The sequence below is a fragment of the Pseudomonas sp. URMO17WK12:I11 genome, assembly GCF_007677725.1.
Lineage (GTDB): Bacteria > Pseudomonadota > Gammaproteobacteria > Pseudomonadales > Pseudomonadaceae > Aquipseudomonas.
Map to the genome: position 1 here is coordinate 1 of NZ_VEDF01000007.1, position 23,448 is coordinate 23,448.

Here is a 23,448-nt window from a genome sequence, read left to right on the forward strand (position 1 = left end):
TGTCACAGGCGTCACTGGCCCGAAACAAACGTAGGAGCGAGCGCAGCTCGCGATGCGCCGCGCGGGCGGCGCTCGATATCCGTCACACCCTCACAGCCAAGGCATGCGCCCGACGGCCCTCATTCAAGGCGGTCGCGCGCGTCTGTCACAGGCGTTACTGGCCCGAAACAAACGTAGGAGCGAGCGCAGCTCGCGATGCGCCGCGCGGGCGGCGCTCGATATCCGCCACACCCTCATAACCAAGGCATGCACCCGGCGGCCCTCATTCAATCGCAAGGCGAATGCGCGGCCCTCACTCAATCAAAAGGTGAATGCGTGGCCCTCACTCACAAGGCGAATCACCGCCCAACCACCTTCGGCTTGTAAGCACAATACCCCGGCCGCGGCCCGACCTTGGGGTGATTACGGCAGGTATCCGGCCGCTTGTCATAGATGGTGCACAGTCGGCTCTTGCGATCCAGATACATGCAGTCATCGTTGCTCATCCGGGTCAGGGTGAAAATTCCCGACTTCTGGTTGAAGCGCTCGATGATGCCTTCTTTCTGCAGGCGCTTGGCGACGTTTTTCGGCGGTTCGTCTTTCTCGAATTCGTCCACCACGCCGATGCGGATCAGATCCTTGATCTTCACCTCTACCGGCAGGGTGCAACAGGTCGAATGGCAGCCATGGCACATGTGGCTGGCATAACGCTGCCAAGTCTCCAGGCGGTCGACTTCGGCGGCGGCGATCAGGGTCGTTTTCATCGTTATGGGGGTGAATCACGGTGTAGGGCGCGCGATGATACCGGAGTTGCTCAAATTGTGAACAACCTTTTGGCGATTGAAGCACGCTTGATGAAAAGACGAACACTGGCTGCCATGGCGGGTCGAAGCGTCTAGTCTTTATTGTCTCTTTCCGCTTTCGTCAACTTGCCCGAGGATGCCCCATGTCTCAGGAACCCAAAGCTCGTGACGCCGAAGTCGCGGATTTTCGCGCTGCTGTGCTCGATAAGCTGACCTATGCCGTCGGCAAAGACCCTGAGCACGCCTTCGATCACGATTGGTTCGAAGCCATCGCCCTGGCGGCGCGCGATCACATGGTCGTGCATTGGATGGACCATACCCGCCAGGCCTATCGGCGCAGCCAGAAGCGTGTGTACTACCTCTCCCTGGAATTTCTGATCGGTCGGCTGCTCTACGACAGCCTGAGCAACCTCGGCCTGCTGGACATCGCCCGCGAAGCGCTCGAGGGCCTGGATGTCGATCTCGAGCGTATCCGCCTGCTCGAGCCTGACGCTGCGCTGGGCAATGGCGGCCTGGGACGCCTGGCAGCCTGCTTCATGGAGAGCATGTCGACGTTGGGCATCGCTGCCCATGGCTACGGCATTCGCTACGAGCACGGCCTGTTTCGTCAGGCGGTGGTCGATGGTTGGCAACAGGAGCAGACCGAGAACTGGCTGGACTTCGGCAACCCCTGGGAGTTCGAGCGCGCCGAGGTGATCTACCCGATCAGCTTCGGCGGCAGTGTCGAAACCGTGCAAGATGCCCACGGCCAACAGCGTCAGGTGTGGACGCCGGGTGAGACGGTGCGAGCGGTGGCCTATGATACGCCAGTGGTCGGTTGGCGCGGCGCCAGTGTCAACACCCTGCGCCTGTGGCGCGCACGGGCGTTGGAGGAGCTGCACCTGGAGCGCTTCAATGCCGGTGACCACTTGGGGGCGGTAGCGGAGGTGGCGCGGGCCGAGAGCATTTCGCGGGTCCTGTACCCGGCCGACAGCACCGAAGCCGGCCAGGAGCTGCGTTTGCGCCAGGAGTACTTCTTCGTCTCGGCCTCGCTGCAGGATCTGCTGCGCAGGCACCTGAACATGCACGATAGCCTACTGAATCTGCCGGATGCAGCGGCCATCCAGCTCAACGATACGCACCCATCGATTGCCGTGGCCGAGCTGATGCGGCTGCTGGTCGACCAGCATGAAATCCCCTGGGATACCGCCTGGGAGGTGACCGTCGGCACACTGGCCTATACCAATCACACGCTGCTGCCCGAGGCGCTGGAAACCTGGCCGGTGGCGCTGATGGAGCGCATGCTGCCGCGGCACATGCAGATCATCTACCTGATCAACGCCTACCATATCGACAGCCTGCGCGCCAAAGGCTTGCACGACTTCGACGTGCTGCGCGCAGTGTCGCTGATCGAGGAAGACAACGGCCGCCGTGTGCGCATGGGTAACCTTGCGTTTCTGGGCTCGCACAGCGTCAACGGCGTGTCGGCGTTGCACAGTCAGCTGATGAAAAGCACGGTGTTCGCCGAGCTGCACAAGCTCTATCCGCAACGGATCAACAACAAGACCAACGGCATCACCTTCCGCCGCTGGCTGTACCAGTCCAATCCGCAGTTGACGCAGATGCTGGTCGATGCGTTGGGGCCGCAGCTCAAGGACGACCCCGAGGGCCGCCTGGCCGATCTGCTGCCGTTCGCCGACAAACCGAGCTTTCGCAAGCAGTTCGCCGCCCAGCGCCTGCACAGCAAGCGCGCCCTGGCCAGCATCATCCAGGATCGCATCGGCGTCACGGTCAATCCCGAGGCGATGTTCGACGTCCAGGTCAAGCGTATCCACGAGTACAAGCGCCAGTTGCTCAACCTGTTGCACACCGTGGCGCTGTACCAGGCCATGCGCAACGACCCTGGCACCAACTGGGTGCCGCGGGTGAAGATCTTCGCCGGTAAAGCCGCGGCCAGTTATCACCAGGCCAAGCTGATCATCAAGCTGGCTAACGACATCGCCCGGGTGGTCAACAATGACCCGACCGTGCGCGGTCAGCTCAAGGTGGTGTTCCTGCCCAACTACAACGTCAGCCTGGCCGAAAGCATCATCCCGGCAGCCGACCTGTCGGAGCAGATCTCCACGGCGGGTTACGAGGCCTCCGGTACCAGCAACATGAAGTTCGCGCTCAATGGCGCGTTGACCATCGGCACGCTCGATGGTGCCAACGTGGAAATGTGCGAGCAGGTCGGGGCGGACAACATGTTCATTTTCGGCCTCACCGCGCAACAGGTCGAAGCGCGGCGCCGCGCTGGCGATTTCGGGGCCAGTGCGGCAATCGCTGGGTCCAGCCGGCTGGGCGAAGTGCTCGAGGCGATTCGCAGCGGGGTGTTTTCGCCAGACGATCCGTCGCGCTATGCGGGGCTGATCGACGGGCTGGTGGCCTATGACCGCTTCTTGGTCTGCGCCGATTTCGACGCCTATTGGGATGCCCAGCGCCGGGTCGACGAACTCTGGCACGATCCGCAGGCATGGTGGCGCATGGCGGTGCTCAATACCGCGCGCATGGGCTGGTTCTCCTCTGACCGAACCATCCGCGAATACGCGACCGAGATCTGGAAAGCTCTGGATTGATCAGGCACGCGAACTTTTGTGGCAGCACCCTTGCGTCGCGAAAGGGCTGCGTGGTTGGCCGAGGGCGTGCGGGGCAATCGACCACTGAGCGGGCGCTTGCTGAACTCACGCCCGCAAGTCGAGTCTCTTTGCTCGCTAGCCTGCAACTCTCACTGTAAACTGCGGGGGTTTTTCTCCCCCTTTCCTTTCGGAGCCATACATGTCCCGCGTTACCCTGAGTCGCTATCTGATTGAGCAGACCCGCAGCAACAATACCCCTGCCGATCTGCGCTTCCTGATCGAAGTGGTGGCGCGTGCGTGCAAGGAGATCAGCCATCACGTGTCCAAGGGCGCCCTCGGCGGCGTGCTCGGCAGCATGGGCACCGAGAACGTGCAAGGCGAAGTCCAGAAGAAACTGGACGTGATTTCCAACGACATCCTGCTCGAAGCCAACGAGTGGGGCGGTCACCTGGCCGGCATGGCGTCCGAAGAAATGGACAACGCCTACCAGATTCCGGGCCGCTATCCCAAGGGTGCCTACCTGCTGGTCTTCGACCCCCTGGACGGTTCGTCGAACATCGACGTCAACGTCTCGGTCGGTACCATCTTCTCGGTACTGCGTTGCCCTAACGAATACCTGAGCCAGAACGAAACCCTCAACGAGAATGCCTTCCTGCAGCCAGGTACCGAGCAGGTCGCCGCCGGCTATGCCATCTATGGCCCGCAGACCATGCTGATCCTGACCCTGGGCAATGGCGTCAAGGGCTTCACCCTGGACCGTGAGCTGGGCAGCTTCGTGCTGACCCACGAAAACATCCAGGTGCCGGAAACCACCGCTGAATTCGCCATCAACATGTCCAACCAGCGCCACTGGGAAGCCCCGGTTCAGCGTTATGTCGGCGAGCTGCTGGCAGGCGAAACCGGCCCGTTGAAAAAGAACTACAACATGCGCTGGATCGCCTCGATGGTGGCCGACGTGCACCGTATCCTGACCCGCGGCGGTCTGTTCATGTACCCGCGCGATGCCCGCGAGCCGAGCAAGCCGGGCAAGCTGCGCCTGATGTACGAAGCCAATCCGATGTCGTTCATCATCGAACAGGCTGGCGGCGCTTCCACCAATGGTTACGAGCGGATCCTCGACATCAAGCCAGAGAGCCTGCACCAACGCGTGTCGGTGATTCTCGGCTCGAAGCAAGAGGTCGAGCGCGTTACCGCCTACCACAAGGAGTAAGTCATGCTCGCACCTTGGCAGCCGTTGCTGGAATGGTGGTTCGGCTGGGGCACCAGTGCCCAGGCCGTGGCTGACGAGAAGAGCACGCTGTGGTTCGGCAAGCATCATGATGCCGAGGCCCAGGCGCTGTTTGGCGAGCTGGTCGAGCACGCCCTGGCCGGCGGGCTGGAAGACTGGCAGCAGAGCCCGCAAGGCTGGCTCGGCTTGCTGATTCTGCTCGACCAACTGCCGCGCATGCTCTATCGCGACACGCCGCGCGCCTTCGAGGGTGATCGGCGTGCCCAGGTAGTGGCCATGCAAGGGCTGCAGAAGCACTGGGATTACCAGTTGCTGCCGATCCAGCGGGTGTTCGTGCTGCTGGTGCTGGAGCATGCCGAGGTGCTGGACTGGCAGAACCTGTGCGTCGAGCGCTACCAGATGCTGCTCGCCGAACAGCCTGAAGACAGCCGCCGCTTGTTCGAAGGCTTTCTCGATTACGCCGAGCAGCATCAGCGGGTGATTGCCCGCTTCGGCCGTTTCCCGCACCGCAACCTGGTGCTGGGGCGGCCGAGCACCAGCGAAGAGATGGACTTCTTGCTCGAGCCTGGGTCGAGGTTCTAGGCCGTTGGGGCTGCCAAGCAGCCCCAGCTGTCATCAGATCCTGAAACTGCCGACCAGATGCTTCAACCGCTCGACCTGGTGTTCCAGGTCGGTGCAGGCGCGCAAGGTGCTCTGCAGGTTCTGTACCCCTTCCTGATTCAGCGAATTGATCTCGGTGATGTCGACATTGATCGATTCGACCACGGCTGTCTGCTCTTCCGTGGCGGTGGCCACTGACTGGTTCATGCCGTCTATTTCTCCAATGCGCTGGGTCACGCTGCCCAGCCGCTCGCCAGCCTGGTTGGCGATGCCCACGCTCTGGTCGCTGTGCTGACGGCTCTGGTTCATGGTGCTGACCGCCATTTGCGCGCCGGCCTGCAGTTCCTCGATCAAACGCTGCACTTGCTGCGCCGACTCCTGGGTGCGGTGGGCGAGGTTGCGCACCTCATCGGCGACCACGGCAAACCCACGCCCGGCTTCGCCTGCGCGGGCTGCCTCGATCGCCGCGTTGAGCGCCAACAGGTTGGTTTGCTGGGAAATACCGCTGATCACATCGAGAATCTGGCCGATGTTGGCCGTGTGGGCGTTGAGCGTCTCGATGTTGCCGCACGCGTCGCTGATGCGCGCCGAGAGCTGGTTCATCACCTCGATGGTGTGCCCGACCACGTCCTGACCGTCTTTGGCCAAGCCGCGTGCCTCGCTGGAGTGCTGCGAGGCCAGCGCGGCGTTCTGGGCAATTTCCTGGGCGGCTGCACCGAGCTGGTTGATCGCCGCAGCGACACTGCTGGTGCGGCTCGACTGCTGGTCGGCATTATGGATCGAGGCATTTGAGGCGCCGATCACCTGCGCCGCCACGGCATTGACCTGGCCAGTGGCCGAGGCGACTTCGCGGATCGACTCGTGGATGCGTTCGACGAAGCGGTTGAACGACTGTGCAAGGCTGCCAAATTCATCCTGGGCATGAATGGCCAGGCGCCGGGTCAGGTCGCCTTCGCCCTGGGCGATGTCGTGCATGGCGCGGCCCATGACGTGCAGGGGCTCCATCAGCACACGGATCAGCAAGCCCAACAGCGCGATGATGACCACGATGGCGATCAGGGTGGCAACCAGCGCCGAGGTGCGCAGATCGCTGAGCATGGCGAACGCGGCATCCTGATCGAGCACCAGGGCGACGTACCAGTCCGCCGACGGCACGCCGTCGACGTGGGTGAAATTGATGAACTGCCTGTGGCCGTCGACCACGACTTCCTTGAGCCCGGCACCAATGGCCGGCGTGTCCTGCGGATAGAGATCGGCCAAGGTTTTCAAGGCGAGATCGGCCTGGGGATGGATCAGTACCTTGCCCTGGCCGTTGACGATGAACGCATGGCCCTGGCCGTCGAAGTCCAGGGCGTTGATCAGCCTGCTGATGGTCTGCAGGTCAGTGTCGGCGCCGCTTACGCCGATCAGGCGACCTGCTTGCTGCACCGGCGTTGCCAGGGTAATCACCAGCTTGCCGGCCGAAGCCGAAATGTACGGCTCGGTGACGATGGTCTGGCCGGCAGCGCTGGCGGCCTTGTACCAGCCGCGTGCGCGTGGGTCGTAGTCGGCTGCGCGATTGCCCGCAGGCACCGATTGCATGCTGCCGTCCTGGCCGCCGAAGTAGCTGAGCTGGAAATTCTGGCTGTATACCGGCAGGGCCAGGCTACGTGCCAGGCTGTCCTTGGACGGGCCGTCGACAGCCACCTGTTGGGCGAGCGAGTCGAGCAGCTGGATGCGACTGTCGAGCCAGTTATGGATATTGCCAGCGGTCAGGCTGCCCAGGTCTTGCAGGTTGGTTTGCGTATCGCTGCGCAGGGACTGGCGTTGCCGGTAGTCGTTGAACAGCACGAAACAAGCAAAGGCAACCGCCACCACGAGGGCGGCGGCCAGCAGGATCTTGTGGCTGAACTTCAGGTTCTTGGTCATTTTTTTCTGGTCTGCACAAGGCAAGGCATAGGAGGAACTGCGGTCATGCGCCACAGCGTGCCCGCTGTGTCGTCGCAGCGCGGCAAAACATGAATGATTTCGTTCACGCCAGCCGACCAATGGCGCACCTGGAAACGCGACCGGCAGGGAACCAGGGAGGGTTTTTCCCGTCGAAGGCCACTGCAGGCTCTCGCCTGTCTCTATTTTCCAGGAGAGTTCCTCGATGTCGTTGCGTTCCCTCGCCCTGTTGTCGCTGTGCGTCGTGCTCACTGCGTGCAGCAAGATCAACCAGGAAAACTATTCCAAGCTCAAGGCCGGCATGACCAAGCCCGAGGTCGAGCAATTGCTTGGCAAGCCTACCGAATGCTCCGGCGCGCTGGGCATGAGCAGTTGCACCTGGGGCGACGAGGCCAGCTTCATCAGCGTGCAATACGCAGCCGACAAGGTATTGATGTATTCCGGGCAGGGCCTCAAATGAAGCGTCTACATGTGCTGCTGGGGGTGTGCCTGGTGATGCTGCTGGGCGGCTGTGCCACTTCGGCCAACGATCCGCTGGCGCCAAAGACCGCAGGCGACGTCGACCTCAAGCGCTATCAAGGCAAGTGGTACGAGCTGGCGCGTCTGCCGATGCAGTACCAGGCCGATTGCGCCCAGTCCGAAGCGCATTACAACCTCAAGCCTGATGGCTCCTACGGCGTACTCAACCGCTGCCGCACGCTGGGCGATGAATGGCTGCGCGCCGAAGGCCACGCCAATATCCAGGAGCCTGGACACACCGACCGGTTGTGGGTCGAGTTCGATAACTGGTTCACCCGCCTGGTACCTGGCCTGACCCGCGGCGAGTACTGGATTCTCTACGTCGATAGCCAGTACCACACCGCGATTGTCGGCAGCCCGGATCGCAAGTACCTGTGGATTCTGTCGCGTACCCCGACCCTGGCACCCTGGCAGCGCGAGAGCTTGATGTCCAAGGCCCGCCAGCAGGGTTACGACACCAGTCGTCTGATCTGGCGAACGCCAGACCGGCAGATCGTCAAGATGCACTGAGCCAGTGGGCCGCTGCGAACGGCCCGGTGAGTCAGCCCAGCAGTTGCCTGAGCACCTGGGCAAAAGCCTGCGCGCTATCGACCTCCTGAGCGTGGTGTCCTTGGCGTATCACCCAGGTGCCGTTGACCATCACATCCCGGACCTGACGATCACCGCCGGCGAACAACCAGCGGTTTAGAATCGCATCGTCCTCGGCGGTGGCGAGATAAGGGTCCTGCCCATCGAGCACCAGCCAGTCCGCACGCTGGCCGACCGCCAAAGCGCCGATCGGCTGCCCCAGCGCCTGCGCGCCACCGGCCAGCGCCGCGTCGAAGAGGGTGCGGCCGATGCTCGGCTGGTCAGGGCGGTACAGGCGATTGCGGCGTTGATCGCGCAGGCGCTGACCGTACTCCAGCCAGCGCAACTCCTCGACCACGCTCACCGACACATGGCTGTCCGAGCCTATGCCCATACGCCCACCCTGTTCGAGAAACGCCACGGCCGGGAAGATGCCGTCACCCAGGTTGGCTTCGGTGCTCGGGCACAGGCCTGCCACCGCGCCGCTGCGCGCCATCGCGCTGACTTCATGGGCATCGGCATGGGTGGCATGCACCAGGCACCAGCGCCGGTCCACCTCGACATGCTCATAGAGCCACTGCAAGGGCCGCAGCCCACTCCAGGCCAGGCAGTCATCCACTTCCTTCTGCTGCTCGGCAATGTGGATATGCACCGGGCACTGCTGATCGCTGGCGGCCAGCACCTCGTGGATCTGTTCGGGCGTCACCGCCCGTAGCGAATGGAAGCACAGGCCCAGGCGCTGCGCTGGTTGCGCCCTCAGGATCGGCCCTAGCTCGGCGTGCAGGTGCAGGTATTGCTCAGTGGACTGGATAAAACGCCGTTGCCCGGATGTGGCTGCCTGACCGCCGAAGCCTGCGTGGCTGTACAGCACCGGTAACAAGGTCAAGCCGATGCCGCTGCTGGCCGCCGCAAGGCTGATGCACCGCGACAGCTCGGTACGCTCGGCGTAAGCGTTACCTGCCGGGTCATGGTGCACATAGTGGAATTCGGCCACCGAGGTATAGCCAGCCTTGAGCATCTCGATGTAGAGCTGAGTGGCGATCACCTGCAGCTGCGCTGGGGTGATCTTGCCGACCAAGCGGTACATCAACTCGCGCCAGGTCCAGAAGCTGTCGTTGGGATTGCCGGCGACCTCGGCCAGCCCGGCCATGGCGCGCTGAAAGGCATGGGAGTGCAGGTTGGGCATGCCAGGCAGCAGCGGCCCGGCAAGGCGCTGCGCCGATTCGGCAGTGCCGCCGACGTCAAGGCGGCTGAGCAGGCCGTCGCTGCCAACCTCCAGACGCACATTGGTCGCCCAGCCGCTGGGCAGCAGGGCACGTTCTGCAAAATACGCGGGCATCTGCGAGGGTCCTGTTGTAGTTGTACTTGTATATACATATACAGGCGTTTGCCTGGCGGGTAAACTGCGGCAAGCTAGCCACCATTCCATTGCTCAAGGACTCAACGCCGTGCCGACACCTCCTGTCTCCGCGCTGGCCACCCGTATGGGTGAAGGCCCGGCGCCGCTGTACGCCCGGGTCAAGCAGATGATTGTCCAGCAGATCGAAAATGGCAGCTGGCCCGCGCACCATCGGGTGCCGTCGGAAAGTGAGCTGGTCAGCCAGCTGGGCTTCAGCCGCATGACCATCAACCGCGCGCTGCGCGAGCTGACCGCCGACGGCCTGCTGGTGCGCATGCAGGGGGTAGGCACCTTCGTCGCCGAGCCCAAGACCCGCTCGGCCTTGTTCGAGGTCAACAACATCGCCGATGAAATCGCCGGCCGCGGCCATGCCCATAGCTGTCAGGTGATCACGCTGGTCGAAGAGGCCGCTGGGTCCGAGCGTGCCCTGGCACTGGACATGCGTGAGGGCCAACGGGTTTTTCATTCGCTGATCGTGCATTTCGAGAACGGCGTGCCGGTACAGATCGAGGACCGTTACGTCAACGCGGCCATCGCACCGGACTACCTCAAGCAGGACTTCACCCGTCAGACGCCTTATGCCTACCTTTCCCAGGTCGCGCCGCTGACCGAAGGCGAGCACGTGGTCGAGGCGATTCTGGCCGACCCGGAGGAGTGTCGTCTGCTGCAGATCGAGCGCGGCGAGCCGTGCCTGTTGATTCGCCGGCGCACCTGGTCGGGTCGCCAGCCGGTCACCGCCGCGCGCCTGATTCATCCGGGCTCGCGTCATCGCCTCGAAGGGCGCTTCAGCAAATGACGCGCCTGCAGGTGCTGCGGGCCCGGGATTATCCACGCATGCCATGGAAGAACGGTGGCGGTTTCACCGAAGAGATCACCCGCGACGATGGCCAAGGCCTGGAGGGTTTCGGCTGGCGCCTGTCGATTGCCGACATCGCCGAGTCGGGCGGTTTCTCGGTGTTTGCCGGTTATCAGCGGATCATCAGCGTGTTGCAAGGCGATGGCATGCGCTTGCTGGTCGACGACCAGCTCAGCCGACCGCTGCTGGCGTACGACGCGTTCGCGTTTGCCGGTGAGAGCCAGGTCAGTTGTCACCTGCTGGGCGGGCCGATCCGCGATTTCAACCTGATCTATGCGCCGCAGCGCTACCGCGCGCGCCTGCAGTGGTTCGATGGCACCCATCACCTGTACAGCTCGGCAGATACGTTGCTGTTGTTCGCGGCCAGTGCCTGCGTCGAGGTGGCGCTGCCTGGTCAGGCCGTTCACCCGCTTGGCTTGTACGACTGTCTGCGTCTGGACGACAACGACCACCTTCAGTTCCTCAAGGCAAACGGCCGCTTCTGCTTGGTAGAACTCACGTTGCGGTAAGCGGCGGGCCGTAAGCGGCAAGCTTGCGACTTGTCCGTGCTTGTACATACAAGTAAAGATGTGTTTGTATAGCTGCGACGACACATCTGCCTGCGGACACCCGCCAAGGACCTTCCCGTGACTGACAACAATAAATACCGTGACGTTGAAATCCGTGCGCCACGTGGCAACACGCTGACCGCCAAAAGCTGGTTGACCGAAGCGCCCCTGCGCATGTTGATGAACAACCTCGACCCACAGGTCGCCGAGAACCCCAAAGAGCTGGTGGTGTATGGCGGCATTGGCCGCGCCGCGCGCAACTGGGCCTGCTATGACAAGCTTGTCGAAACCCTGACCCGCCTGGAAGACGACGAAACCCTGCTGGTGCAGTCAGGCAAGCCAGTAGGGGTGTTCAAGACCCACCGCAATGCGCCACGGGTGCTGATCGCCAACTCCAACCTGGTACCGCACTGGGCCAGCTGGGAACATTTCAACGAACTCGACGCCAGGGGGCTGGCCATGTACGGCCAGATGACCGCCGGCAGCTGGATCTACATCGGCAGCCAAGGCATCGTCCAAGGCACCTATGAAACCTTCGTCGAAGCTGGGCGCCAGCACTACGGCGGCAGCCTCAAGGGCAAGTGGGTGCTGACCGCAGGGCTCGGCGGCATGGGCGGCGCGCAGCCGCTGGCGGCGACCCTGGCCGGCGCTTGCTCGCTGAACATCGAATGCCAGCAAAGCCGCATCGACTTCCGCCTCGAAACCCGCTACGTCGACGAGCAGGCCGCTGACCTGGACGACGCCCTCGCGCGCATCGCCCGCTACACCGCCGCAGGTCAGGCGATCTCCATCGCCCTGCATGGCAACGCTGCCCAGATCCTGCCTGAGCTGGTCAAGCGCGGCGTGCGTCCGGACATGGTCACCGACCAGACCAGCGCCCACGATCCGCTCAACGGCTACCTGCCGGCCGGCTGGACCTGGGAGCAGTACCGTGAGCGCGCGCAGAGCGACCCGGCCGCGACCGTCAAGGCCGCCAAGCAGTCGATGGCCGTGCACGTGCAGGCCATGCTCGATTTCCAGAAGCAGGGCGTCCCAACCTTCGATTACGGTAACAACATCCGCCAGATGGCCAAGGAACAAGGCGTGGCCAACGCCTTCGATTTCCCGGGTTTCGTGCCGGCGTACATTCGCCCGCTGTTCTGCCGTGGCATCGGCCCGTTCCGCTGGGCGGCGCTGTCGGGTGATGCCGAGGACATCTACAAGACCGACGCCAAGGTCAAGCAACTGATCCCCGATGACGCCCATCTGCACCGCTGGCTCGACATGGCGCGCGAGCGCATCAGCTTCCAGGGCTTGCCGGCGCGCATCTGCTGGGTGGGCCTGGGGCTGCGCGCCAAGCTCGGCCTTGCATTCAATGAAATGGTGCGCAGCGGCGAGCTGTCGGCGCCGGTGGTGATCGGCCGCGATCACCTCGATTCTGGGTCGGTGTCCAGCCCCAATCGGGAGACCGAAGCCATGCGCGATGGCTCCGATGCCGTGTCCGACTGGCCGTTGCTCAATGCCTTGCTCAACACCGCCGGCGGTGCCACCTGGGTGTCGTTGCATCATGGGGGTGGCGTCGGCATGGGCTTCTCGCAGCACTCCGGCATGGTCATCGTCTGTGACGGCACCGACGAAGCCGCCGAGCGTATCGCCCGGGTGTTGACCAACGACCCAGGGACCGGAGTGATGCGCCATGCCGATGCCGGCTACGACATTGCCATCGAATGCGCCAAGGAGCAGGGGCTGGACCTGCCGATGATCACCGGCTGAGCGCAGGCCGTTGTCCCATACTGAATAACAAGAGGGCCTGCGGGCCCCTGCCATTGGAGTAGCGAAGTGACCGAATTGACCCTCAAGCCAGGCACCTTGACCCTGGCTCAGCTACGCGCCATCCATGCTGCCCCGGTACGTTTGCAGCTCGACGCCAGCGCCGCAGCGGCGATCGATGCCAGTGTCGCCTGCGTCGAGCAAATCATTGCCCAGGACCGTACCGCCTACGGTATCAACACCGGCTTCGGGCTGCTGGCGTCGACCCGCATCGCCAGCCATGACCTGGAAAACCTGCAGCGCTCGCTGGTGCTGTCGCATGCCGCGGGCATCGGCGCGCCGCTGGACGACGACCTGGTGCGGCTGATCATGGTGCTGAAGATCAACAGCCTCAGCCGGGGTTTCTCCGGTATCCGGCGCAAGGTCATCGACGCGCTGATCGCCCTGGTCAACGCCGAGGTCTATCCGCACATCCCGCTCAAGGGCTCGGTGGGCGCGTCCGGTGACCTTGCGCCGTTGGCGCACATGTCGCTGGTGTTGCTCGGCGAGGGCAAGGCGCGTCATCGCGGGCAGTGGCTGTCGGCCGGCGAAGCGCTGGCGCTGGCGGGCCTCGAGCCGCTGACCCTGGCGGCCAAGGAAGGCCTGGCGCTGCTCAATGGCACCCAGGCGTCCAGCGCTTACGCGTTGCGTGGTCTGTTCCAGGCTGAAGACCTGTTCGCCGCTGCCATCGCGTGCGGCGGCCTGAGTGTCGAAGCCGCGCTGGGCTCGCGGGCGCCGTTCGATGCGCGCATCCATGCGGTGCGCGGTCAGCGCGGGCAGATCGACACCGCGGCGTGTTTCCGTGACCTGTTGGGCGAGGCCAGTGAGGTGTCGCTGTCGCACAAGAACTGCGACAAGGTCCAGGACCCGTACTCGCTGCGCTGCCAGCCCCAGGTGATGGGCGCCTGCCTGACGCAGATCCGCCAGGCCGCCGAAGTGCTGGGCATCGAAGCCAACGCGGTGTCCGACAACCCCCTGGTGTTCGCCGCCGAAGGCGATGTGATTTCCGGGGGCAACTTCCACGCCGAGCCTGTGGCCATGGCCGCTGATAACCTGGCCCTGGCGCTTGCCGAAATCGGCGCGCTCAGCGAGCGCCGCATTTCGCTGATGATGGACAAGCACATGTCACAGCTGCCGCCGTTTCTGGTGGAAAACGGAGGGGTCAACTCCGGCTTCATGATCGCCCAGGTCACTGCAGCGGCCCTGGCCAGCGAGAACAAGGCCCTGTCGCATCCGCACAGCGTCGACAGCCTGCCGACCTCAGCCAACCAGGAAGACCACGTGTCGATGGCCCCTGCTGCGGGCAAGCGCCTGTGGGAAATGGCCGAGAACACCCGAGGCGTGCTGGCCATCGAATGGTTGGGCGCGTGTCAGGGGCTGGACCTGCGTAAAGGTCTGAAGACTTCGGCGAAGCTGGAACAGGCGCGTCAAGCCCTGCGCCGCGAAGTGCCGCATTACGACCGCGACCGCTTCTTCGCCCCCGACATCGAGGCCGCTGTCGCCCTCTTGGCCAAGGGTAGCCTCACCGGGCTGCTGCCGGCTGGGGTTCTGCCTAGCCTGTAACGTTTCGGGGCCGGTTCGCGGCCCCCTCGATCTCACGACCACAAGAACAATTCAAGGACGTGATATGCAGCAAGCTCAAGCTTTGAAGCGTGGCCTGACGGCCCGCCACATCCGTTTCATGGCCCTTGGCTCTGCCATCGGCACCGGCTTGTTCTACGGCTCAGCCTCGGCGATCCAGATGGCCGGCCCGGCTGTATTGCTGGCCTACCTGGTTGGCGGCGCCGCCGTGTTCATGGTCATGCGCGCGCTCGGTGAAATGGCCGTGCACAACCCGGTAGCAGGCTCTTTCGGCCACTATGCCAGCACCTACCTCGGGCCCATGGCCGGGTTCATCCTGGGTTGGACCTACGCCTTCGAAATGGTCATCGTCGCGATTGCCGATGTCACGGCCTTCGGGATCTACATGGGCTTCTGGTTTCCGGAAGTGGCCCGCTGGATCTGGGTGCTGGGCATCGTCTTCGTCATTGGCGGGCTGAACCTGTGCAACGTCAGGGTTTTTGGCGAGATGGAGTTCTGGTTGTCGCTGCTCAAGGTCGGCGCCATTGTCGCGATGATCCTCGCCGGCCTGGGGATCATGGTCTTCGGCTTCAGCCAGGTCAGTGATGGCCACGTCGTGGGCTTGGCCAACCTGGTCGAGCATGGTGGCTTCATGCCCAATGGCACCAGCGGCCTGATCGCGTCTTTTGCCGTGGTGATGTTCGCCTTCGGCGGCATCGAGATCATCGGCGTGACCGCCGGCGAGGCGAAGGATCCGCAGCGCGTGATTCCCAAGGCGATCAATGCCGTGCCGCTGCGCATCCTGCTGTTCTACGTGCTGACCCTGTTGGTGCTGATGTGCCTGTACCCGTGGCCACAGATCGGCAGCGAAGGCAGCCCGTTCGTGCAGATTTTCAGCCACCTGGGTATCGGCTCGGCCGCTGCCGTGCTCAATATCGTGGTGATTTCCGCTGCGGTGTCGGCCATCAACAGCGATATCTTCGGCGCCGGTCGCATGATGTATGGTCTGGCCCAGCAAGGCCATGCGCCGCGCAGTTTCGGGCAGTTGTCCAGGCACGGCGTGCCGTGGATGACCGTGGTGGTGATGGGCGCGGCATTGCTGCTCGGGGTGCTGCTCAACTACCTGATCCCGGAAAACGTCTTCCTGCTGATTGCCTCGATCGCCACCTTCGCCACCGTGTGGGTATGGTTGATGATTCTGCTCACGCAAGTGGCCATGCGCCGCAGCATGAGCCGTAGTGACGCCGCCCAGTTGCGCTTTCCCGTGCCCTTCTGGCCGTACGGGCCGGCCCTGGCGATCGTCTTCATGCTGTTCATTTTCGCCGTGCTTGGCTACTTCCCCGACACCCAGGCGGCCTTGCTGGTCGGCGTGATCTGGGTCGTCTTCCTGGTGGTTTCGTATCTGCTGTGGTGCAAGCCACGCCCAGGCAAGCACGCCCCATTGGACTGCACCGCAGGTCAAGGAGATTGCACATGAGAACCCTCTGGCAGCACTGTCACGCGGCCACCATGGCTGGGGGGCGTTACGCCATTATCGAGGATGCGGCGATCATCACCGCTGCCGGGCGCATCGAGTGGCTCGGCCCACGCGCCGAGCTGCCGTCATCGGCAGTCGCGCACAGTGTCGATCTGGCTGGCGCCTGGGTGACCCCTGGACTGATCGACTGCCACACCCATGCCGTGTTCGGCGGCAACCGTAGCGGCGAATTCGAGCAGCGTCTGCAAGGGGTCAGCTATGCGCAGATCGCTGCCCAGGGGGGCGGCATCGCCAGCACCGTGCGGGCCACCCGTGCTGCCAGCGAAGACCAGCTGTTCAGCAGCGCCCGCCAGCGGCTCGAAGCGCTGATGCGCGATGGCGTGACAACCGTCGAGATCAAGTCCGGCTACGGCTTGGACCTGGCCAACGAGCGCAAGATACTGCGGGTCGCCCGGCGCCTGGGCGATGAGCTGGCGCTGACCGTGCGCGCCACCTGCCTGGCTGCCCATGCCTTGCCACCGGAGTACGCAGGGCGCGCCGATGCGTTCATCGAGCACATCTGCCAGCAGCTGTTGCCGGCGCTCGCCGACGAAGGCTTGGTCGATGCAGTGGACGCATTCTGTGAACACCTGGCGTTCTCGCCGGCGCAGGTGGAGAAGGTGTTCATCAAGGCGCACGAGCTGGGGCTGCCGGTGAAGCTGCATGCCGAGCAGCTGTCATCCCTGCATGGGTCGAGCCTGGCTGCGCGCTACCAGGCACTGTCGGCCGATCACCTGGAATTCATGACCGAGCAGGACGCCGTTGCCATGGCCCAGGCGGGCACGGTCGCGGTGTTGCTGCCCGGTGCGTTCTATTGCCTGCGCGAGACCCAGTTGCCGCCGATCGATGCACTGCGCCGTCACGGCGTGAAGATGGCCCTGGCAAGCGACCTCAACCCCGGCACTTCGCCTGGGTTGTCGCTGCGCCTGATGTTGAACATGGGGTGCACGTTGTTTCGCATGACCCCTGAAGAAGCCTTGGCCGGCGTCACCGTGCACGCCGCCACGGCGCTGGGCCTGGGCGATAGTCACGGGTCGCTCGAGGTCGGCAAGGTCGCGGACTTCGTCGCCTGGCAAATCGAACGTCCGGCCGAGTTGGCCTACTGGCTTGGCGGCGAGCTGCCCAAGCGCGTGGTGCGCATGGGCCATGAACTGAATCTGTGAGCGAGACACGATGGACAAGGTACTGACATTCCAGCAAGGCCGTGTGCCGCTTTTGATCAGCATGCCCCATGCCGGCGTGAAGCTCACGCCAAGCGTCGAGCATGGGCTGGTGGAGACGGCGGGTAGCCTGCCGGACACCGATTGGCATATCCCCGAGCTGTACGATTTCGTCGGTGAAATGGGTGCGAGCGTGGTGGCCGCGCAGTATTCGCGGTTCGTCATCGATATCAACCGGCCCGAGGACGATACGCCGCTGTATGCCGGCGCCACCACCGGCTTGTTTCCCGCAACCCTGTTCGATGGCCAGGCGTTGTTCAAGCCAGGGCTTGAGCCGAGCGCGGAGCAGCGCAGCAGCTACCTGGAAAGCATCTGGCGCCCTTATCATCGCCTGCTGGAACAGGAGCTGGCGCGCCTGCGAGAGGCCCATGGCTACGCCTTGCTCTGGGATGCCCATTCGATCCGCTCGCACATCCCGCACCTGTTCGACGGCAAGTTGCCAGACTTCAACTTCGGCACCTTCAACGGCGCCAGTTGCGATCCGGCACTGGCCGCGCGTTTGCAACGGGTGTGCGGCGAGGCGCCGGGTTACAGCCATGTCCTCAATGGCCGCTTCAAGGGCGGTCACATCACCCGCCATTACGGCGACCCTGACAAGCACATCCATGCGGTGCAATTGGAGCTGGCGCAAAGCACCTACATGAATGAACGTGAGCCCTTCGCTTATCGTGATGACCTTGCCCGGCCTACCCGCGAGGTGCTCAAGGCGTTGTTGCAGGCAATGCTGGCCTGGGGGCAGGCGCGTTACGGACGCTGAGCGGCGTCGGCGCGCGAGCGAACCCGCGCGTCAACGCCATGGGCGAAGATCAGTCGCCGTGCACGAAGGCGATGGTCAATTCGCGTAGCAGCTCCAGTTCCTCCTGATCCCTGTCGTCCTGCAGCGCCTGTTGCAGGACCAGTTCTTCTGCCAAAGCATGGTCAGCGTTGGCGAGCTCCAGCACCCGCTGACCGAAGCGCGCCTGTATCTGCGCAAAGCGCGGCGCGTGTTCTGCGCGCAGGCGCAGGGTCCAGTCGGGGTTGGCCAACAGGTATTCGATGAAGGGCTCGCCACGCTCGCTCTGCCGTACGCTTTCCAGCACCCGCGTTATCTCCCCGCGTGCCAGGTTCGCGGCGCCGCGAAAGCGCATGCGGTCGGCAATGGGCAAGTCCAGTTCCTTGGCCAGCTCACGCCGGTAGGCCAGGCGCACGGAAACCAGGTCGCCGGAGCCTGAGCGGTTGCTCGCGAGTTTTTCCAGTTGCTCGATACGGAACAGTTGCAGCAGGCGCTGGTGCAGTTGGGCCAGGGTGTCACCGGCATCGATCACCAAGCGCTTGGCCATCAGGTACAGCTCGATATTGTTGAACTCCTGCAAGGCTCCGTCGTGGCAGGTTTGCGAGCCGGTTACAGGGTCTGGCAAGGCGGCTGTGGCGATGCTCTCCAGCACCGGCCGTTCTTCGGCGTTGGCTGCCGCCGCTACCAGCATCAGGCGAACCCGTTCGCAGAAGCTGGTTTGCGTGGTGGGATCGACGAACGGTGCGGCATTGTGCAGTCGACCGACCAGGCGCAGCAGGGCGCTGCCTTCGAGTTGCTCCCAACAGCTCTGCAATGCCTCGTTTTGCACGGCATTGCCCAACATCCAATCGTTGAGTCTGGGGGTGTCGTCACCGAGCAGCGGAAAATGCGGATGGTTCAGTGATTCTTCACTGGAGGTGTTGACCAGCATCAGGTTGTCAGGGATGTCCAGCGCGAAGGACAGGCTGCGCTGGCTGTCGGAAAACGCCCGCACGCGCAGGATCGTTTCCATGGGCAACGGATTGTCGAACAGCGAGATCGACGAGATCGGCATGGCGTTGTTGAGGTTCGACAGGATGTGTTCAGGCAGGTCGGTGATCTGGTTCGAACTCAGGTCCAGCAGCTCCAGGGGTAGCAGGTCGTTGCACCACTGTGGCCAGTTCTGCAGGTTCATGTGGGTAAGGCCCAGGGAGGTCAGGTTGGCGGCCAGGCCTGCCGGGACCTGGGTGATGCTGCCCAGCCGATTGCCCGACAGGTCCAGCGAGTTGAGTTGCTCAAGCCTGGCGAAGGTATCGAGCATGGCCTGATCGATCTCGAGGTCCATGTTGCGAAACTCAAGATAGGTCAACTGCCGCAGGCGTGGCAGCGCCGAGACCAACGCCGGGGTGGGCGCTTGGTGGGCATCGATGGTCAGGCGGGTGATAGAGGGGAACCGCTCGAGCAGGTCGCTGAGCTGAGACGCCGTGCCGCTCAGGCGAGTCAGTGTCATCGCGGTTACCCGCTCGCCGAAGAACGCTGGTAGCCGGCGCGGGAAATGCTCGATCGCTACGTCTTCCAGGTGCAGACGCAGATAGCGCTGGCCCTGCTCCTGACGCTCCCAGAATTGGTTGATCGCCGTGGCGATGCGCTGGCGGTCTGCCAAGGCCGACTGAGTCAATGGATTGCTCGAACTCGACGCCTGGGACCAGCCATCGATGGCATCGCGCATTTGCCGGCGTTCGCTGCGCACGCGTTCCAGACGTTCTTGCAAGGTGGCCGGTTGGTCGACCGCTACCTGCGAGGTTTCCGGGCGTTCGTTGAGCAGCAAGCGCTGCAGGTGGGTTTCATTGATGGGATTGCCCTGCAGGGAAATCGCCGGGGCACGGGTAAGGGTGTCGGCCTCGTTGAGCAGGAAGGCGGGCAGCGAACTCAGGTTATTGTCCTGGAGGGCCAGGTGACCGATGCGCCCCAGGGCATCGCTGCCGATTCCGATCGGCCACTGGCTCAGCTGCATGCGCTCGAGCCCCAGGTGCTCGAGGCTGAACAGATGGAAGCTGGGTCGATCGCCGCTTTGCTGCAAGCGGTTGCCGCTCAGGTCCAGATAGCCAAGATGCTCAAGCCTAGCCAGCTCGTTGAGGTGGCTGCCAGACAACAGCAGGTTCTGGTTGGTCAGTGCCAGTCGCTGTAGGTTGGGCAGCGCCGTGGGAATCGTCGGTAAGCTCGAGAGCAGCAGTGAAGGCGTCGCTCGAGGGTTGTAGGGCCGGCTGATTTCGAGGGACTGCAGCTGCGGAACCAGGCCAAGCAGGCGTTGCATCAGGCGCTCGGTTTGGCCCCAGCCGGCCAGGGTGCCGCTGGGCAGGTCGATCAGGCGCAGACTGCGAATGCGCCGGTAGAAGAAGTCCGGCAAGGTCATTGGGATATCCGTCAGCGGCACGCCCTCTACGCTCAGCTCGGCATTGAGCGCATGCTCGTCCTCAAGAGCGGTGTCGTACCAGTGCTGCATGATCGACTCCCGAAGGCTGTCATAGGCGCGCGCGGCCTGATCCGAGGCAGGCGAAATCGCTTCGCTCCAGTCTTCCAGCTGGCGCTCCAGCAGGTCGCGCTCGCCCAGCAGCGTGGTCAGGTGCTCGATGATTTGCAATCGGTTGCGCCCTTGACCGGCAATCGCCATCAGCACGTGCTCGGGCGATCTGCCGGTACGCTCAGGAATACCCGTGGCGCGGGCGGTTGCCAGCAGGTGCTGGCGGGTACTGCCTTCAGCGGCATCTTCACCGCTGCTCAGCGGGTAGCCCACACGGCCGTCGGCGAGGCGCATTGCAGGCCGGTAGCCAGGCCGGATCGGTTGCATGCCCAGTACTTGGCGCAACTCGGCGCGGGCAAGCATGGGCTGTGTTCGAAGCAGATGCCGTAGGGCTGCAGCATCGTCGCAGCCCAGCTGCGCCATGGCCTCGGGCAGCGCCGCATGCAACGCTGCCGGAAGATCGGCGTAAGGTGCCACCGAAGCCCTGGGCTGATTGGCATCGTGCACGATGTAGCCGGCTTGCGCATGGCTCAGCGTGACGTAGGGACGCTCGTCGAGCGGCCCGAGAGTATGTTGCTGATCAGGCCAGTGGCTGCGTTGCAGCAATTGCACCTTGGTCTCGGCAGGCCACCCCGGCAGGGTTTGCAGTGTCTGCATGACGAGGCGATCACTGTCCCAGCCCTGTACGCCGACCAGATGAATACCTTCATAGGCGCGGGCCAGGCGGATCTGTTGCTGGTACGCGCGGATCTCCTCACCTAGGCGCAGTGGAATTTTTCCACCGTCCAGGTCTTGTCGTTCAGCGGCGCTCACACCGCTCAGCAGCTCATCGATGACAGGGCTTGGCAGGTGGGGATAAACGCGCTGCACCAAGGGGCTGGAGGGGTGTTCGGGGCTCGGCAACCGATCGTACGCCTTGGCGAATTCACTGTGCCAGGTGCTGCTGTCCGGCAGCTGGCGCAGGGTCTGGTCGATGGCGAAGCGCTGCAAGGTGTCTTCGAGCAAGGCTGGCAGGCGCAGGTTATCTGCCAGCGCGCGGCGCAGTACGTCTTCGTGGATGTCGCATACGTCCAGGATCCGTTGCAGCGTCTGCGAGTCGAACTGCGCGCTGAGATGGCCCATGCGCCGCATCAGCCTCGGGCCGTCCCAGGTGCGCGGCTGTTCGCTCTCCAGGACCCAGCTGCCGGCACCGTTGTGCAAGGCCTCGGGCTGATAGGCGTTGGTCCGAGTGGGGTGCTCCAGCCGATAGCCGGCGGCGCTCTTGTTGATTGCATAGACCCGGTTTTCCACGGGCAGCCAGGTCTTGCCGGCATGATGGATCAGGCCTGATGCATCCGGCGCCAGACCAGCAGGAAGCACCTGGTCGTGGGCAAAGGGCGCGAGGTCGGGCAGCCATAGGCGCTGCTCGCCATCAGGCGATTCAACGGGCTTGAGTTCCTCGATGAATGACGGGGTTTCTACCGGGATGTGTTCGACCACCGGCCGTTCGCCGCCCTGGCCAGCGCCAGCCAGAGCCGCCATCAGGGCGAGGTTGTCGATCACATCCATCAGGTAAGCCAGGGCCTGCTGGCGATCGCCGTCCAGCCAGCTGTCGATGCCCTCGAACGCTTCGTTGGCCAACTGCACGGCAGTGACACCGAGCATTACGGCGCCCAACGGTGGCAGGAACATCCCGGCGAAGTTAAGCACGTTGAGCGCGATGGCCTCGAAGTAGGCCAGGTGCCTTTGCGCGGTCTGCTGATCCTGGATCGCTGTAGGCACAGCATGAAACAGCCCATCGTCGCGCAAGCGTCGTTGCCGCTGGGTGGTGCGTTCTTCCAGCATCGACGCGGTGAATGGATGCACATGCAGGCGTACCTGCGCGTTTGGGTCGGGTACACGCTCCTTCAACTGCCCGCTGGCGTTCCAGGTGAAGGGCTCGAGGGTGTCGGCAAGTTTTTCCAGAAATGCATGCTTGTGCCGGTCGGACACCAGCAGCAGGCCCGCTGGCTGGCGCAATGCCGACAGGTGCCTGGCCAGGAAGGCCTCGGCATCGAGCCTGGAGGCGTGTTGTGTCAAAGGCTCAGGCAGACCGGGGAGATACAGTACCACCCAGCCGTCGTAGGGGTAGGTCGGCCCAGGCGGGAAGCGCCCGCCACCACTGGGGATGCGCGCATCGATGCCGATGGTCATGGCGCCGGTAAGGGGCGTCTGCAGCACCTCGATGGTGCCGCACAGCAATGTACGCCCGTCGAGCTTGACCGGCTCGTCGCTGCCGAGCTTGAGCAGGGTGTCGTGGATGAACCGGTCGATCTTGCCGCGCAGCAGGGCGAGGTGCACCTGCAGTTTGAACGCCGAACGTTCGGCTGCGCTGAACACCTCGCGCACAGCCTCGGCATCGACGTGCCCGGCCGGTGGGTCGAGGGCATCGAGCATGAGCTGGTACTTGCCGCCGAGATCCAGCTCGCGTGCCAGGGCGGCGAATTCTTCGGCGGCAATGGCCAGCGGCGTGGCTGTGGATAACAGGCTGACATCGTTGCTGTCGAGCAAGCGCGAGGCCTGATCGCCGGCTTTCAAGCCGTCCGGCTGGGCTTCGGAGGCCTCGAAGTTCTGCAGGGCGCTGTGCAGCAAGGACTGCGTCGCCAGCTGCAAGGCGCGGGCCGAAGTGGCGAAGGGATCGTCGCCCGGGCTGCCCAGTGCGGTTTTCAACGAGGCGGCACGGCTCAGGTTCATCAAGTAAGTGTTCGACACATCAAGCTTCAGCTCGAAGCGTTTCTCCAAGGCCGCCGTCAGCACGCCCGTGGCGTAAGGCTCCAGGGCGGGTACGCTGGCCAGCAGCGCCTTGAGCGCGGCCTCGGCGTGCAGGTGTTCGGCATATGTGCTCATCAAGGCCTTGGCCACGTCGGGATTGGCCAGGCAAGCAGCTTCCAGTTGCCGGTCGCGCTGATCGCTCGACTGGCGCATCAGTTGCCGATGTTCAGGTTCAAGGGTAATCAGCCAATCGGGGACTTTGCTGCTGACCAGTTGCTGGAAAGGACTGATGGCGCTGACTTCAGGGTGGGCCGGATCGATCATGGGGCAATCTCGTGTCATG

Annotated in this window: 16 protein-coding genes and 1 pseudogene; 12 read left to right on the top strand and 5 right to left on the bottom strand. The window is 63.7% G+C overall.

The annotated features are described in order from the left end of the window. Positions 1-338: 338 nt before the first annotated feature. Positions 339-743 carry a YkgJ family cysteine cluster protein gene (locus FS665_RS14490; protein WP_049870388.1) on the bottom strand — a complete coding sequence of 135 codons (405 nt, stop codon included), beginning with the start codon at positions 741-743 and terminating at the stop codon, positions 339-341. Positions 744-925: 182 nt separating this feature from the next. On the opposite strand from FS665_RS14490, the gene FS665_RS14495 reads away from it, so the two are divergent. The 3 genes from FS665_RS14495 to FS665_RS14505 all read left to right on the top strand — a co-directional run bounded on the left by FS665_RS14495 (position 926) and on the right by FS665_RS14505 (position 5,186). Then, positions 926-3,376: a glycogen/starch/alpha-glucan phosphorylase gene (locus tag FS665_RS14495; protein ID WP_145189578.1), complete on the top strand. Its 2,451-nt coding sequence runs from the start codon at positions 926-928 to the stop codon at positions 3,374-3,376. 199 nt (positions 3,377-3,575) lie between these two features. Then, positions 3,576-4,586, top strand: coding sequence for a class 1 fructose-bisphosphatase (locus FS665_RS14500; RefSeq protein WP_145189581.1), 1,011 nt, complete (start codon positions 3,576-3,578; stop codon positions 4,584-4,586). A 3-nt stretch (positions 4,587-4,589) separates the two neighbouring features. Further along, complete coding sequence (locus tag FS665_RS14505; RefSeq protein ID WP_145189585.1) at positions 4,590-5,186, top strand: DUF924 family protein; 597 nt, start codon at positions 4,590-4,592, stop codon at positions 5,184-5,186. A 33-nt stretch (positions 5,187-5,219) separates the two neighbouring features. Here the strand turns inward: FS665_RS14505 and FS665_RS23935 are convergent, their stop codons facing one another. Continuing rightward, positions 5,220-6,020: a methyl-accepting chemotaxis protein gene (locus tag FS665_RS23935; RefSeq protein WP_371921277.1), complete on the bottom strand. Its 801-nt coding sequence runs from the start codon at positions 6,018-6,020 to the stop codon at positions 5,220-5,222. 54 nt (positions 6,021-6,074) lie between these two features. Then, a pseudogene (locus FS665_RS23940) lies at positions 6,075-7,112 on the bottom strand (cache domain-containing protein); the annotation flags it as partial. A 223-nt stretch (positions 7,113-7,335) separates the two neighbouring features. On the opposite strand from FS665_RS23940, the gene bamE reads away from it, so the two are divergent. Both bamE and FS665_RS14520 read left to right on the top strand, forming a co-directional pair. Then, entirely contained in the window at positions 7,336-7,590 is a 255-nt protein-coding gene (bamE, locus tag FS665_RS14515) for an outer membrane protein assembly factor BamE (protein ID WP_145189588.1), read from the top strand. Continuing rightward, on the top strand, positions 7,587-8,159 hold the full coding sequence (locus FS665_RS14520; protein ID WP_145189591.1) for a lipocalin family protein: 573 nt from the start codon (positions 7,587-7,589) through the stop codon (positions 8,157-8,159). The genes bamE and FS665_RS14520 overlap by 4 nt, the downstream gene beginning before the upstream one ends. 31 nt (positions 8,160-8,190) lie before the next feature. Here the strand turns inward: FS665_RS14520 and FS665_RS14525 are convergent, their stop codons facing one another. Beyond that, entirely contained in the window at positions 8,191-9,555 is a 1,365-nt protein-coding gene (locus FS665_RS14525; RefSeq protein WP_145189594.1) for a formimidoylglutamate deiminase, read from the bottom strand. A 145-nt stretch (positions 9,556-9,700) separates the two neighbouring features. Between FS665_RS14525 and hutC the strand changes: the two genes are divergently transcribed. From hutC to hutG, 7 genes are all read left to right on the top strand, one after another. Further along, positions 9,701-10,411 (top strand): histidine utilization repressor, encoded by a 711-nt coding sequence (gene hutC, locus FS665_RS14530; protein WP_178108355.1) that lies wholly within the window; start codon positions 9,701-9,703, stop codon positions 10,409-10,411. Beyond that, positions 10,408-10,980: a HutD family protein gene (locus FS665_RS14535; protein WP_145189601.1), complete on the top strand. Its 573-nt coding sequence runs from the start codon at positions 10,408-10,410 to the stop codon at positions 10,978-10,980. The genes hutC and FS665_RS14535 overlap by 4 nt, the downstream gene beginning before the upstream one ends. 117 nt (positions 10,981-11,097) lie before the next feature. Continuing rightward, positions 11,098-12,771, top strand: coding sequence for a urocanate hydratase (gene hutU / locus FS665_RS14540; protein WP_145189604.1), 1,674 nt, complete (start codon positions 11,098-11,100; stop codon positions 12,769-12,771). Positions 12,772-12,837: 66 nt separating this feature from the next. Further along, positions 12,838-14,370 carry a histidine ammonia-lyase gene (hutH, locus tag FS665_RS14545; RefSeq protein ID WP_145189607.1) on the top strand — a complete coding sequence of 511 codons (1,533 nt, stop codon included), beginning with the start codon at positions 12,838-12,840 and terminating at the stop codon, positions 14,368-14,370. A gap of 64 nt (positions 14,371-14,434) precedes the next feature. Continuing rightward, the gene (locus FS665_RS14550; RefSeq protein ID WP_145189611.1) at positions 14,435-15,844 is read left to right on the top strand and encodes an amino acid permease; all 1,410 of its coding nucleotides are present in this window, start codon (positions 14,435-14,437) and stop codon (positions 15,842-15,844) included. Continuing rightward, complete coding sequence (hutI, locus tag FS665_RS14555) at positions 15,841-17,046, top strand: imidazolonepropionase (RefSeq protein ID WP_145189614.1); 1,206 nt, start codon at positions 15,841-15,843, stop codon at positions 17,044-17,046. The genes FS665_RS14550 and hutI overlap by 4 nt, the downstream gene beginning before the upstream one ends. A 10-nt stretch (positions 17,047-17,056) precedes the next feature. Next, a complete protein-coding gene (gene hutG / locus FS665_RS14560; RefSeq protein ID WP_145189617.1) occupies positions 17,057-17,860 on the top strand; it encodes an N-formylglutamate deformylase in 804 nt (267 codons plus the stop codon). Between the two features lie 49 nt (positions 17,861-17,909). Here the strand turns inward: hutG and FS665_RS14565 are convergent, their stop codons facing one another. Further along, complete coding sequence (locus tag FS665_RS14565) at positions 17,910-23,429, bottom strand: dermonecrotic toxin domain-containing protein (RefSeq protein ID WP_256675099.1); 5,520 nt, start codon at positions 23,427-23,429, stop codon at positions 17,910-17,912. Positions 23,430-23,448: the final 19 nt, after the last annotated feature.

Excerpts from the sequence above, each read along its gene's own strand:
- FS665_RS14490 (WP_049870388.1), bottom strand. The coding sequence starts at position 743 with ATGAAAACGACCCTGATCGCCGCCGCCGAAGTCGACCGCCTGGAGACT.
- FS665_RS14495 (WP_145189578.1), top strand. The coding sequence starts at position 926 with ATGTCTCAGGAACCCAAAGCTCGTGACGCCGAAGTCGCGGATTTTCGC.
- FS665_RS14500 (WP_145189581.1), top strand. The coding sequence starts at position 3,576 with ATGTCCCGCGTTACCCTGAGTCGCTATCTGATTGAGCAGACCCGCAGC.
- FS665_RS14505 (WP_145189585.1), top strand. The coding sequence starts at position 4,590 with ATGCTCGCACCTTGGCAGCCGTTGCTGGAATGGTGGTTCGGCTGGGGC.
- bamE (WP_145189588.1), top strand. The coding sequence starts at position 7,336 with ATGTCGTTGCGTTCCCTCGCCCTGTTGTCGCTGTGCGTCGTGCTCACT.
- FS665_RS14520 (WP_145189591.1), top strand. The coding sequence starts at position 7,587 with ATGAAGCGTCTACATGTGCTGCTGGGGGTGTGCCTGGTGATGCTGCTG.
- FS665_RS14525 (WP_145189594.1), bottom strand. The coding sequence starts at position 9,555 with ATGCCCGCGTATTTTGCAGAACGTGCCCTGCTGCCCAGCGGCTGGGCG.
- hutC (WP_178108355.1), top strand. The coding sequence starts at position 9,701 with ATGGGTGAAGGCCCGGCGCCGCTGTACGCCCGGGTCAAGCAGATGATT.
- FS665_RS14535 (WP_145189601.1), top strand. The coding sequence starts at position 10,408 with ATGACGCGCCTGCAGGTGCTGCGGGCCCGGGATTATCCACGCATGCCA.
- FS665_RS14550 (WP_145189611.1), top strand. The coding sequence starts at position 14,435 with ATGCAGCAAGCTCAAGCTTTGAAGCGTGGCCTGACGGCCCGCCACATC.
- hutI (WP_145189614.1), top strand. The coding sequence starts at position 15,841 with ATGAGAACCCTCTGGCAGCACTGTCACGCGGCCACCATGGCTGGGGGG.
- hutG (WP_145189617.1), top strand. The coding sequence starts at position 17,057 with ATGGACAAGGTACTGACATTCCAGCAAGGCCGTGTGCCGCTTTTGATC.
- FS665_RS14565 (WP_256675099.1), bottom strand. The coding sequence starts at position 23,429 with ATGATCGATCCGGCCCACCCTGAAGTCAGCGCCATCAGTCCTTTCCAG.